Raw genomic sequence first — 11,454 nt, 5'->3', positions numbered from 1 at the left:
TCAGGGGCGACAACCCAGGCTCTCACGAGTCGACACACCACTCACGGGGTGCTCACCGGCGGCTGTTGCACAGAGCAGTTTCTGCTGGGGAAGATCGAGGACCGCATCGGTGAAATCAGCACCCTCAATGCGGGCGTCGGCGAAGCGGCTCTGCATCAGCATCGCGTTGGTGAACGTCGCACCTCTCAGGTCAGCACCGTCGAATCGACTGGCAAACCCCACCACGTTGGACAGGTCGGCACCACGCAGATCCGCACCCTGAAGCTGAGAGGTGTTGATCACGGCCCCACGCAGATCGGTATCGCTGAGGTTGACCTCACGTAAATCAGCCTTGAGGAACTCTTTCTCCTTGAGATCAAGGCCGTGCATATCAGCCGTGATCTCCTGAACCGCACGCTGTCCCCGCAGTTCAGGGGCCGTGATCGCCTGGGCAGAGTTGGTCCACAGCAAGGTGCTGACCACCACCAGGATCGCCGCCACCAGGGAGGCAGGACGGAGAAGGGCGCGCATGGGACCGGTAATTTGAGCGCTCACGTTATGGCAACTGCCGGCGGAGCGACGCGAGATGGCCATGAGTCTGCGGGTGGTGGTGCCACCTCATCCCTTGATCGGCCACTGGCTGGCGATGCTCCGCCATCGGGAGACACCATCAGCCCTCTACGCCACAGCGATGCAGGAACTGGGCCGCTGGCTCACCTACGAAGCCCTGAGGGACTGGTTGCCGCATCGCCAGGAAAGCATCCCAACCGAGCATGGTGAGGCTGAGTCCACGGTGGTGGAAGCGGGCATCCCTCTGCTGGCCCTGCCGATCCTGCCCGCAGGCCTGGAACTCTGGCAGGGAGGTCGCCATGTGCTTCCTGATGCCGCTCTCTGTCTTGATGGCGTCCCGAACGACATCGCGGCCAACACCGGCGTGATCCTGTTCGTCGACCAAATCAGTGATGGAGAGGGCGTGCTGAAGGCCATGCAACTGCTGCAGAAGCAGGGGGTGGACGGGCGGCGGATCCGGTTGATCACGGCGCTTTGCGCCAGCCCTGGTCTGAAGCTGCTGGGGGAGACCGTCCCGGATCTGACGCTGCACACCGCCTGCATCGATGAAAGCCTGAACGCCGACGGAGCCATCGTTCCCGGCATCGGTGATCCAGTGCAACGGCTGCGGTTCAGGTCCGCAGGCCGCGACTAGATTTCAACGCAGGAGGTTGAGTGAATGGGACATCAGCACGAGACCGGCTCAGGCACCCTGACCACCTTGGTGGCAGGCGCCGTAATCGGAGCCGCCGGACTGGCTTGGTGGTTATTGAATGAGGCGGACCGCCGCAGCCGGATCACTCGGCAGCGGTCAATGCTGCATGCCCCGCGCATGCAGGACGGCTCCGAGGTGCTCGAGCCTGGTGAAAACGGACTGCTGGAACAGCGAGTAGAGAAGCTCAACGCAGAGATCGCCCGGGTGCGTGCCCAGCTGGAACGCCTGGGATCGGAGGACTGAGCGCTCGGTAGGTTGGCCGGATCGTCCCAGGTCCAGAGCTCCGGCCCATGCTTCGTTCCGACGCCGTCACCAAGGGGATCCAGCGTTCCCCCAATCGCGCCATGCTCCGTGCGGTGGGATTCGGAGATGAGGACTTCGGCAAGCCGATTCTCGGGATCGCCAACGGCTACAGCACGATCACACCCTGCAACGTCGGGTTGAACGACCTGTCCCTGCGCGCTGAAGAAGCTGCCCGTCAGGCCGGCGGCATGCCACAGATGTTCGGAACCATCACGGTGAGTGATGGCATCTCCATGGGCACCGAAGGGATGAAGTACTCCCTAGTAAGCCGTGAGGTGATCGCCGATGCGATTGAAACCGCCTGCAATGGCCAGAGCATGGATGGCGTGCTGGCGGTGGGCGGCTGCGACAAGAACATGCCCGGCGCCATACTGGCCATGGCGCGGATGAACATTCCGGCTGTGTTCGTTTACGGCGGCACGATCAAGCCAGGGAAACTCGGCGGCTGTGATCTCACCGTGGTCAGCGCCTTTGAGGCAGTTGGCCAGCTCACCAGCGGCAACATCGACGAAGACCAGCTCACCGCTGTCGAAAAGAACGCTTGCCCAGGAGCCGGCAGCTGCGGCGGCATGTTCACCGCCAACACCATGAGTGCAGCCATCGAAACGATGGGGTTGAGCCTGCCCTACAGCTCAACGATGGCGGCGGAAGACGAAGAGAAGGCCGACAGTGCCGCCCGTTCGGCAGAGGTGTTGTTGGACGCGGTGAAGGCCAACATCCGACCCTTGGATCTGCTCACCAAGGATGCATTCGAGAACGCCATCAGCGTGATCATGGCGGTGGGTGGATCCACGAACGCCGTGCTGCACCTGCTGGCGATCGCCCGTACGGCAGGGGTCGCTCTCAGCATCGACGACTTCGAGCGGATCCGTCAGCGCGTGCCGGTGATCTGCGACCTCAAGCCGAGCGGCCGCTACGTGACGGTGGATCTCCACAACGCTGGCGGTATCCCCCAGGTGATGAAACTGCTGCTCGACGCGGGGCTGCTGCATGGCGATTGCTGCACCGTTGAGGGCAAAAGCCTGCGTGAGGTGCTGGCGGATGTGCCCTCCGTGCCACTGGCGGATCAAGACGTGATCCGTCCACTGAGCAATCCCCTTTACGTCAAAGGCCACCTGGCGATCCTCAAGGGCAACCTGGCCAGTGAGGGCAGTGTCGCCAAGATCAGCGGCGTCAAGACGCCGGTGCTCACTGGCCCCGCCCGGGTATTTGAGAGCGAGGAAGACTGCCTTGCCGCCATTCTTGATCAACGGATCAAGGCCGGCGATGTGGTGGTGGTGCGCAACGAGGGGCCCGTGGGCGGTCCGGGCATGCGCGAAATGCTGGCCCCCACCTCCGCCATCGTCGGGCAAGGCCTGGGAGACAAGGTGGCTTTGATCACCGACGGCCGCTTCAGCGGCGGCACCTATGGCTTGGTGGTCGGTCACGTTGCCCCCGAAGCCGCTGTCGGCGGAACCATCGGCCTGGTGCAGGAAGGCGACAGCATTACCGTAGATGCTGACCAGTTGCTGCTGCATCTGAATGTGGATGAGGCAGAACTCGCTCGACGCCGGGAAGTCTGGAGCAAGCCTGAACCCCGCTACCGCACTGGGATTCTGGGCAAGTACGCCCGTCTGGTCTCCAGCTCAAGCCGTGGAGCGGTCACCGACCAACCCGACTGAGTTAGTCGTGATGCAAGACGGACCGCAGCCGTCGTCCCAGTGCCTCCAGCGGTGCAGCATCCTCTGGCGCTGCAGTGCGTTGGCCTGAGGTCCCATCCATCCATACAGGATGACGACCATGCCAGAGCATCGGCCGTTCAGGCTGATCTGACCAGCTGAGCATCAGGTTGATCTCCCGCCCGCTGCGATAGATCTCCAGATCCAGGTCGTGCTGAGGGTGACGGATGCCGTCGGCGTCGCGGCACTCGATTCGCACATTGAGATCATCCAGCTGCGCCGGCGCTAAGGGATCGATCGGCACCACAGCATGACTCCAGGGTTTGCGGCAGACATCCGCCGCCTTGGCAATCAGCACCAACAGATCCATGGACTCAAGGCAGGGCTCGGATCGAGCGGATCAGCAGGCGGATCGTGCCAGCTCGAAATCCCGGATTGAGTTCGCCGCCATCACTAAATTTGGAGTGCAGCACCTGAATCCGGGTGACCCCTGCCGAATCAAACCGCAGCGGTAATCCGACGGGCTTGGCGCGGACAGTGGGGCGCAGATCCACAAAGGGAATGCGCACACGGGTGACTCCCTCAGCCTGGGTGGGCACATCGATCACCCAGCGCAGACCTCCGGGAATCAATTCGGTGAGCCCAAGGGCACCATCACGGCAGCCCAGAGCGATCTTGAGCGTTCGACCCTCCCCCTCCACCTCCAGCTGCAGAGCAGAAAACGGCGAGAGATCCAGAGGGGGCTGCAGACGCGGCGATCGGCAGCTGACGAAGCCACCACCGGCCTCGATCAACTCACCTTCCAACAGAAGACCTTCTGGAGTGACCCGGCAGCCGGCACGGCTGCGTCCTCCCATGATCGTGTCGTTGAGACTGCTCCAGTCTGAAAAGTCCGTTGCCTGGAGAAGAATGACAACTTCAGCAGAGTCCAAAAGGAGAAAAACTGGAGTCAATCCACACTCTCACAGGGACAATCCATCCGTCAGCGGATTAGCCAAGTCGTACCAATCATGAAGGGCATAAACCACAGTTGCAATTCAAACTGAAGCTGGCTATAAAAAAAATGTTTGCCTGAAAAACCAATGCAACGTCTATTCCGACTTGTAACGGGAATCTTTCTTTCGCTGACGATACTGCTGATGCCAGCATCCCAGGCAAATGCGGCGTCACGAGAAACAAAATACATCAAAGGTGAAAGCCGCCAGGTGGGCAAAGGAGAAGTGTTCACCTGGATCAGAGTTGACAAGAAAACAGGGATCCCGACGCAACTCGGCATTTCTGTCACACCCAAGGCCATGCAGGGACTTCCTGAAGACGATGGACAGGCCCAAGCGGGTTCGCTGAAACTGAAGCTCATCGACGGCAGCCCATTTCACAACTTTGAATATGAGCTGATGTTCCCCGAAGAAGCAGACAGAACGGCTTTCAGTCATATGGGGTTCAACTGGAATCCTGAAGGCCATGGTCCGCTGCCAGGGGTCTTTTATGAGCCGCATTTTGATGTTCACTTTTACATGGCGACTCCTGAATATCGCCATAGCATCACGAATGACAGCCTCGTCGATGATCTGCATGTGCAGAACATCGAGCCGCCTCGTCCGTTTCTCCCTGAAGCCTACAAGCGCGCTCCCAACACGTCGGAACCAAGGATGGGAACGCATTACGCAGACATGACCTCCGAACAGCTCAAACCTGGAAAGTTTGACAATATCTTCCTATTCGGTGGACATGACGGCAATGTGCTGTTCTGGGAGCCGATGCTCACACGCGATTATCTGCTCAGCAAACCGAATTTCCATGAGAAGATTCAGCAGCCACAGGCATTCCCCGTCAGCGGCTACTATCCGCTTTCTTACAGCGTAAAGCACAACAAGAAGACCGGAAACATTGATATTTCCCTGGACGAGTTGACACTGAGGGCGTCTTCTTATCCGAATAATGTCTATGGCGTTGATCCCTGCATAGACTCTCGGATGGCTGACATCATTTTCAAATACAGAGACGCAAAACCAGAAGGTCTACTCATTCCGGACAAGTGCAAGTCGCTTCTTCCAGTAATCGAAAAGGGTCTGAGCTGAGCATCTCACACTCCAGATGTGAAAAAGCCGGAGACGTTCCTCGAACATCTCCGGCTTTTTTTATGTCGACTTGATTCGTCTCAGGAATCAAGAAGCATTCAGTGCAGGATCATCAGCAAAAACAACAACTGTGCTGGCTGGCTGAACCAGCTTCGCTGGAGTCAAGTCAACTGAACCGGCTGGATCCAGGAGCTGTTCGAGCGCTTGGCGCTTCCCGGCACCACTGACCAGAAACATCACTTGATAAGCGGCACTGAGCACCGGAGCAGTCAGAGTGATTCGATCCAGACCCTTACCACGTCCGACCGTCGCCCATCGATCAACAATGGTGGGTGCCTCGGTCCCAGGAAACAGCGAAGCGGTGTGTCCGTCGTCGCCAAGTCCCAGCAGTATGAGGTCGAAAACAGGAGGGGTCCCGGGACAGATCGTCGTCAGCAACTGAGCGAATGCGTCAGCGCTGGCATCAGCATCCGGCAGTTCCACCGTGGGAACCGCATGGAACATGGCCGATGCGCCAGGTCCTTCAGCAAAAAGAGTGTTGCGCAGCATCCTGGCGTTGCTGGAAGGATCATCAGCAGCAACCCAGCGTTCATCACCGAGGAACACATCGACACGGTCCCAGGGAAGATGTTCCTGTCCAAGGAGGGAATAGGCCTTGGCCGGGGTACTCCCCCCAGAAAGAGCAATCCTGCAGCGATCCCGCTGATCCAGCACAAGGCTGATCTGAGCCGCAATGGTTTCGGACGCCTTGCGGGCAAGCGAATCAGCATCACTTGCCCGCTCGATGCGGTAGTTGGTCATCAGCGTTGCGCTCAGCCGAGCCACTCGGTGTGGAACGTGCCCTCTTTGTCCACCCGCTGATAGGTGTGGGACCCGAAGCAGTCGCGCATGGCCTGCACCAGGTTCTGAGGCAGGCGACCGGTGCGGTAGCTGTTGATGTAATCCAAGGTGCTGCTGAAGCAGGGCACAGGAATGCCGGATTCTGCGGCGCCGGCCACCACCTTGGCCAGGCCGGGCAGACGCCGATTGATCTGATCGGCGAACCAGGGATCCAACATCAGGTTGGTCAGATCAGGATTGGCGCCAAAGGCATCCTGAATCCGCTTCAGCAGGCGGGCACGGATGATGCAGCCGCCTTTCCAGATCTGGGCGATGGAGGGCATGTGGAGGCTGTAGTCCAGATCCCTGGAGGCGATGCGCAGCAGCTCCATGCCCTGGGCATAACTGGCGATGCAGCTGAGAACCGTGGCATCCATCAGGGGAGCCATGGCGTCATCGGGGGTGCCGAGGTCGAAATCCTTAGTGGCTGGACCTTTGAGGATGGATTCGGCTGCCACCCGCTCAGGCTTGAGGGAACTCATCACCCGGCCATTGAGTGATGCGTAGATGGTGGGAACGGAAGCACCCATCTGCAGGGCGGTGACCACGGTCCACAGACCGGTGCCCTTCTGGCCGGCCTGATCCATAATCTTCTCGACGAGATCTGCGCCGTCTTCAGGATCCTTCGTGCGCAGGCAAACCTCCGTGATCTCCACCAGATAGGAGGAGAGCTCCTCAGTGGCATTCCACTGGGCAAGGACATCGGCCATCTGCTCGCCGTTCATACCCTTGACCCGCTTCATCAGGTCGTAGCCCTCGGCCAGGATCTGCTCAATGCCGTACTCAATGCCGTTATGGACGGTCTTGACGAGGTGACCGGAGCCTCCGGGCCCGATGTATGTGACGCAGGGGCCGTCCTCCACCTGAGCCGCCATCTTGTTCACCAGGCTCTCGATGGCGTCGTAAGAGGCTTTGGTGCCGCCAGGCATCATGCTGGGGCCTTCGAGAGCACCCTTGGCACCGCCGGACACACCCATGCCGATGAAGCCGAAGCTCTTGCTCTCGAGCTGCTTCACCCGGCGCTCGGTGTCGTGGTAATCCGAGTTGCCACCATCGATGAGCAGATCACCTTCCTCGAGGTATGGGGAGATCTGATCAACAACAGCATCAACAGCAGGTCCTGCCTTGACCATCATCAAGATCCGGCGAGGGCGTTCCAGCTTGCCGACGAAGTCCTGAAGATCCGTCGCACCTTGGATATTCCGACCCTGTCCGCGGCCGTTGAGGAACTCTTCCGTCTTGGCGTAAGTGCGGTTGTAAACAACGCTCGAGAAACCGTTGCGCTCGGCATTGAGGACGAGGTTCTCGCCCATCACGCCGAGACCGATCAGACCGAAGTGAGACTGGGACATGGCCTTGGGGACCACTGACGACTGCCGTCAGTGTGAGCACCAAAACCAGATCTGGCTGTAAGTCCGACAGCTCTGTCAGGAATGAGGGATGGAATCGTTCGCTGTCGCTATAGCGACAGAAAACGCAATCCGTCAGATCACAGTTCCGTCCTGGATGGTGGCGTTTTTAACAACAACAACAATGCCGTTGCGGATGTAGAAGCCCTGATCGGAACGATCAGCTTCCTCGACGTGATCCTTGTTGACGATGGTGACGTTGGATCCGATGCGAGCATTTTTATCGAGAATGGCACGCTTCACCGTCGTGCCTTGACCCACCCCGACCGGAATTCCACCACGCTCGCGAAGCACGGCACGCTCATCACTGGATTCAAAAAAGTCAGCACCCATCACCAACGTGTCTTGCAGCACCACATCGGTTTCGATGCGACTGCGCACACCAAGGACGCAGTGATGAATGCTGCAGGACTTCAGGATGGAGCCTTCACCAACGATCGAGTTGGTGATCTGAGCATCAACGAGCTTGCTCGGGGGTAGGTAGCGGGGACGGGTGTAGATCGGGAACTTCTCGTCGTAGAAACTAAAGGGGGGTGATGGTTGTTGGGTGAGCGCCAGATTAGCCTCGTAGAACGCACCAATCGTTCCGATATCTTCCCAGTAATCATCAAAGACGTAGCTCTTCAGTTTGTCACCACGCTTGAGGGCCTCAGGAATGACTTCCTTGCCGAAGTCCTTGTAGCCAGGGTTGGAATCAAGCAGGTCAAACAGGGTGTCTCTGCTGAAGACATAAATCCCCATCGACGCCAGGTAGGGACGCTCCTTGGCCGAATCCGCACTGAGCCCAAATCGGCTGGTGTCGACCGCCATCTCAAGCAGAGAATCACCCTTGGGCTTTTCGCGGAACTCCTTGATGTTTCCGTCATCATCCGTGCGCATCAAGCCGAACGCCTCGGCCTGGTTGGGATCCACTGGAAGGGCTGCAACAGTGAGGTCAGCACCAGTGCTGCGGTGATGTTCAACAAACAGGCTGTAATCCATCCGGTACAGCTGGTCACCGGACAAGATCAGGTATTCATCTACGTCCCATTCCTGGAACAGCCACTGGTACTTCCGTACTGCATCGGCAGTGCCTTCAAACCAGGATGGACTGTCAGGCGTCTGCTGGGCAGCCAGCACCTCAACGAATCCCTGACCGAACGATGCGCTCAGGTTGAACGTCTGGCTGAGGTGACGATTGAGAGACGCACTGTTGAACTGCGTCATCACGTACATCTTGTTGATGTTCGAATTGATGCAGTTGCTGATGGGGATATCAATCAGTCGATATTTACCGGCCAAGGGGACAGCCGGCTTGGCGCGCATCTTGGTCAACGGGTAAAGACGAGTCCCGGCACCGCCGCCGAGAATGATGGCCAGAACCCGCTTCATGCCGTAACCCCAGATCGGCGTTGCCGCAAGAACTTACCGGAGTTTCACCTGGTTCGAACGTCCCCCCCTGCAGATCCGACGAGATTGGTGCGAATCAAGACGGGACTGGGGGCTGAAACTCAGTCATCCCCCAGTGAAAACAGGCGCTCAACCGTGCGCAGGGCCTGCTGACGCTCCTGTCTGGCTTGAGGTGTCCGCAGCGAGGTGACCGGTGTATGCAGGATCTTGTTGATGATGCCCTTGCTGAGGGCTTCGACCACCTTGCGCTCGCGCGCTGAGAAGTCTGGTCCCATCCTGCTGAGAGCCTTCTGCAGTTCCTCAACGCGGATGGTCTCCATCGACGAGCGCAGGCGGTTGATGGTGGGAACGGCTTCGAGACTGTCCCACCATTCCAGAAACTGCTGAGCCTCCTGCTGCAGGAGCTGCTCGGCTTCGCGGGCCATGGCCTGACGAGCCTCCTGGTTGCGGACCACGACCTCCTGAAGGTCATCCACATCGTGGGATTCCACGCCGTCCACAGCGGCAGCATCGGCAGCAATGTTGCGGGGCACACCGATGTCGATCAGCCGCAGTTTGCTGCGTCGGTTGAGGGGTTCAAGCCTCGCTGCATCGATGATTGGATCGTCTGCAGCCGTGCTGGTGAACACCAGAGAACAGGTGCTCAGACACTGGTCGAGGTCTGAGAGGGGGCGACACTGCACAGGTAGGTCGGGGAAGTCTGCCGCCAGCAGCTCAGCCCGTTGAACAGTGCGGTTGAGCAACACCACCCCGGAGGCTCCTTTCGCTTGCAGATGCTGCAGCAGCAGGCGACTCATGCGCCCGGCTCCAACGACGGCGATCTGCTCACTCTCCAGCGTGACAAGCTGATCCAGGCCACGGGACTGGCCAAGTTTCAGCTGCGCCAACTCCACAGCAGCCGAACTGATCGAGACCGCACCGGTGCCGAGGTTGGTTTCGCTTCGGACCTTTTTACCGGTGCTGACGGCCTGAGTCAGCAGGCGATTGAGGATCGGACCCAGGGACTTGTGTTCCTGCCCCAAGCGCATCATCTTCTTCACTTGGGAGAGGATCTGGCCTTCGCCCAGGACAAGGCTGTCGAGACCAGCGGCCACCCGCATCAGGTGATCGACCGCGTCCTCGTGGTGATAGTTGAACAGATGCGGAGTCAGTTCCCCGGTGGCAAGCCCAGAATGATCGCTTAAAAATTCGCTGACGGCCGAAACACCCAGATCGGGATGACGAACAAGCGTATAAATCTCAAGGCGATTGCAGGTGCTGAGGATGGAAGCCTCCAGCACCTGCTCATGACCGCGAAGCGATTGAAGAGAGGTCTCCATGGTCTGCTCAGGAATGCTGAGCCGTTCACGGATCTCCACCGGTGCCGTGCGATGACTGAGGCCGACGACGGCAATGTGCATGGAGACTCTCCTTTCAACCGAAACGTGACGATCAGCTCAGAGCGATGCTCTGGGCGCCGTCCTTGATGTGCACGGTGTTGGTGAAGCGGCAGGTGTTGTCCAGGTTGCTGATCACCAGGCTGCTGGTTCGTGTGCAATCGCGTTCGAACTTAACCCCGTGGAACAGCAGGCCATCGGTAATACCGCTGCCAGCGAAACAAACGTGCTCACCACAGGCCAGCTCCTCGGCCTCATAAACCTTATCGGGGTCGGTGATGCCCATTTCTGCGAGGCGGGCCAGGTTGCCCTCCTTGGTCATGTCAGCCCACTCGGAGGTCTGTGCAACGGCAGGGTCGTACACCAGCTGGCCCTGGAAGTGGCCGCCGAGAGCGCGCATGGCAGCAGCGGAGATCACACCTTCGGGAGCAGCGCCGATGCCCATCAGGCAGTGGGTGCCGGTGCCGGCGAAGCCGCAGGCGATCGCAGCCTGAACGTCACCGTCGGAAATCGGCTGGATGCGGGCGCCGGTGGCGCGGATCTCAGCGATCAGGTCCTTGTGACGGGCACGATCCATCACAACGATGGTCAGTTCATCAACAGCAAGGCCGAGGCATTCGCTGAGGATCTTGATGTTCTCGGTGGCGGACTTGCGGATGTCCACCTTGCCCTTGGCGGCCGGGGGTGCGGCCAGCTTCTTCATGTAGAAGTCGGGGGCGTTGAACAGGCCACCGCGGTCGGATGCGGCCAGAACAGCCATGGAGCCGCGCTGATTGAAGGCGCAGAGGTTGGTGCCTTCGCAAGGGTCGACGGCGAAGTCAACGCCCGGTCCGCTGCCACTGCCCACTTCCTCACCGATGTAGAGCATCGGGGCTTCGTCACGCTCGCCTTCACCGATCACGATGCGGCCCTGCATCTGGATCTGACCCATGCGCTTGCGCATGGCTTCCACAGCAGCGGCGTCGGCTTCGTTCTTGAGGCCTTTGCCGGAGAGCTTGGCGGAGGCGATGGCGGCTTGCTCAACGACCTCGAGAATTTCCTGAATCAGGGTCTGGTCCACGGGACTCCGGATGGTGGGGTGAAGGGGCTGGCGACTCCATCAGGGTGAGCAATCTGCCC

Annotated in this window: 12 protein-coding genes; 4 read left to right on the top strand and 8 right to left on the bottom strand. The window is 59.4% G+C overall.

Features of this window, described 5'->3' with window-relative positions:
- The gene (locus SynA1524_RS05595; RefSeq protein WP_186499308.1) at positions 1-510 is read right to left on the bottom strand and encodes a pentapeptide repeat-containing protein; all 510 of its coding nucleotides are present in this window, start codon (positions 508-510) and stop codon (positions 1-3) included.
- Between the two features lie 55 nt (positions 511-565).
- Between SynA1524_RS05595 and SynA1524_RS05590 the strand changes: the two genes are divergently transcribed.
- Genes SynA1524_RS05590 through ilvD form a run of 3 tightly spaced genes read left to right on the top strand, consistent with a single transcriptional unit; the run spans position 566 to position 3,207 of the window.
- Positions 566-1,183 carry a uracil phosphoribosyltransferase gene (locus SynA1524_RS05590; protein ID WP_186499307.1) on the top strand — a complete coding sequence of 206 codons (618 nt, stop codon included), beginning with the start codon at positions 566-568 and terminating at the stop codon, positions 1,181-1,183.
- A 24-nt stretch (positions 1,184-1,207) separates the two neighbouring features.
- A complete protein-coding gene (locus SynA1524_RS05585; RefSeq protein WP_186499306.1) occupies positions 1,208-1,486 on the top strand; it encodes a hypothetical protein in 279 nt (92 codons plus the stop codon).
- A gap of 47 nt (positions 1,487-1,533) precedes the next feature.
- The gene (gene ilvD / locus SynA1524_RS05580; protein ID WP_186499305.1) at positions 1,534-3,207 is read left to right on the top strand and encodes a dihydroxy-acid dehydratase; all 1,674 of its coding nucleotides are present in this window, start codon (positions 1,534-1,536) and stop codon (positions 3,205-3,207) included.
- A gap of 1 nt (position 3,208) precedes the next feature.
- On the opposite strand, the gene SynA1524_RS05575 is transcribed toward ilvD, so the two are convergent.
- Positions 3,209-3,574 (bottom strand): DUF8659 family protein, encoded by a 366-nt coding sequence (locus SynA1524_RS05575; protein ID WP_186499304.1) that lies wholly within the window; start codon positions 3,572-3,574, stop codon positions 3,209-3,211.
- Between the two features lie 4 nt (positions 3,575-3,578).
- Entirely contained in the window at positions 3,579-4,136 is a 558-nt protein-coding gene (locus SynA1524_RS05570; RefSeq protein ID WP_286188703.1) for a CIA30 family protein, read from the bottom strand.
- Positions 4,137-4,343: 207 nt separating this feature from the next.
- Here SynA1524_RS05570 and SynA1524_RS05565 point away from each other — a divergent pair, with 207 nt between their 5' ends.
- Positions 4,344-5,282: a DUF5602 domain-containing protein gene (locus tag SynA1524_RS05565; protein WP_186499302.1), complete on the top strand. Its 939-nt coding sequence runs from the start codon at positions 4,344-4,346 to the stop codon at positions 5,280-5,282.
- A gap of 87 nt (positions 5,283-5,369) precedes the next feature.
- On the opposite strand, the gene pgl is transcribed toward SynA1524_RS05565, so the two are convergent.
- The 5 genes from pgl to glpX form a co-directional block, all read right to left on the bottom strand.
- Positions 5,370-6,083 (bottom strand): 6-phosphogluconolactonase, encoded by a 714-nt coding sequence (gene pgl, locus SynA1524_RS05560; RefSeq protein ID WP_186499301.1) that lies wholly within the window; start codon positions 6,081-6,083, stop codon positions 5,370-5,372.
- Between the two features lie 11 nt (positions 6,084-6,094).
- A complete protein-coding gene (gene gnd, locus SynA1524_RS05555) occupies positions 6,095-7,513 on the bottom strand; it encodes an NADP-dependent phosphogluconate dehydrogenase (RefSeq protein WP_186499300.1) in 1,419 nt (472 codons plus the stop codon).
- Between the two features lie 132 nt (positions 7,514-7,645).
- Complete coding sequence (locus tag SynA1524_RS05550) at positions 7,646-8,941, bottom strand: glucose-1-phosphate adenylyltransferase (protein ID WP_186499299.1); 1,296 nt, start codon at positions 8,939-8,941, stop codon at positions 7,646-7,648.
- Positions 8,942-9,060: 119 nt separating this feature from the next.
- Complete coding sequence (locus SynA1524_RS05545) at positions 9,061-10,359, bottom strand: glutamyl-tRNA reductase (RefSeq protein WP_186499298.1); 1,299 nt, start codon at positions 10,357-10,359, stop codon at positions 9,061-9,063.
- A gap of 31 nt (positions 10,360-10,390) precedes the next feature.
- Complete coding sequence (gene glpX, locus SynA1524_RS05540; protein WP_186499297.1) at positions 10,391-11,395, bottom strand: class II fructose-bisphosphatase; 1,005 nt, start codon at positions 11,393-11,395, stop codon at positions 10,391-10,393.
- Between the last annotated feature and the right edge of the window lie 59 nt (positions 11,396-11,454).

Origin of the sequence: Synechococcus sp. A15-24 (genome assembly GCF_014280195.1) — a bacterium.
In the GTDB taxonomy this organism is placed as follows: domain Bacteria; phylum Cyanobacteriota; class Cyanobacteriia; order PCC-6307; family Cyanobiaceae; genus Parasynechococcus.
This window is presented reverse-complemented; position numbering and strand designations above follow the sequence as displayed.

What these genes read in the sequence shown, in the direction of transcription:
- SynA1524_RS05595 (WP_186499308.1), bottom strand. Translation starts at nt 510, where the DNA reads ATGCGCGCCCTTCTCCGTCCTGCCTCCCTGGTGGCGGCGATCCTGGTG.
- SynA1524_RS05590 (WP_186499307.1), top strand. Translation starts at nt 566, where the DNA reads ATGGCCATGAGTCTGCGGGTGGTGGTGCCACCTCATCCCTTGATCGGC.
- SynA1524_RS05585 (WP_186499306.1), top strand. Translation starts at nt 1,208, where the DNA reads ATGGGACATCAGCACGAGACCGGCTCAGGCACCCTGACCACCTTGGTG.
- ilvD (WP_186499305.1), top strand. Translation starts at nt 1,534, where the DNA reads ATGCTTCGTTCCGACGCCGTCACCAAGGGGATCCAGCGTTCCCCCAAT.
- SynA1524_RS05575 (WP_186499304.1), bottom strand. Translation starts at nt 3,574, where the DNA reads ATGGATCTGTTGGTGCTGATTGCCAAGGCGGCGGATGTCTGCCGCAAA.
- SynA1524_RS05565 (WP_186499302.1), top strand. Translation starts at nt 4,344, where the DNA reads ATGCCAGCATCCCAGGCAAATGCGGCGTCACGAGAAACAAAATACATC.
- pgl (WP_186499301.1), bottom strand. Translation starts at nt 6,083, where the DNA reads ATGACCAACTACCGCATCGAGCGGGCAAGTGATGCTGATTCGCTTGCC.
- gnd (WP_186499300.1), bottom strand. Translation starts at nt 7,513, where the DNA reads ATGTCCCAGTCTCACTTCGGTCTGATCGGTCTCGGCGTGATGGGCGAG.
- SynA1524_RS05550 (WP_186499299.1), bottom strand. Translation starts at nt 8,941, where the DNA reads ATGAAGCGGGTTCTGGCCATCATTCTCGGCGGCGGTGCCGGGACTCGT.
- SynA1524_RS05545 (WP_186499298.1), bottom strand. Translation starts at nt 10,359, where the DNA reads ATGCACATTGCCGTCGTCGGCCTCAGTCATCGCACGGCACCGGTGGAG.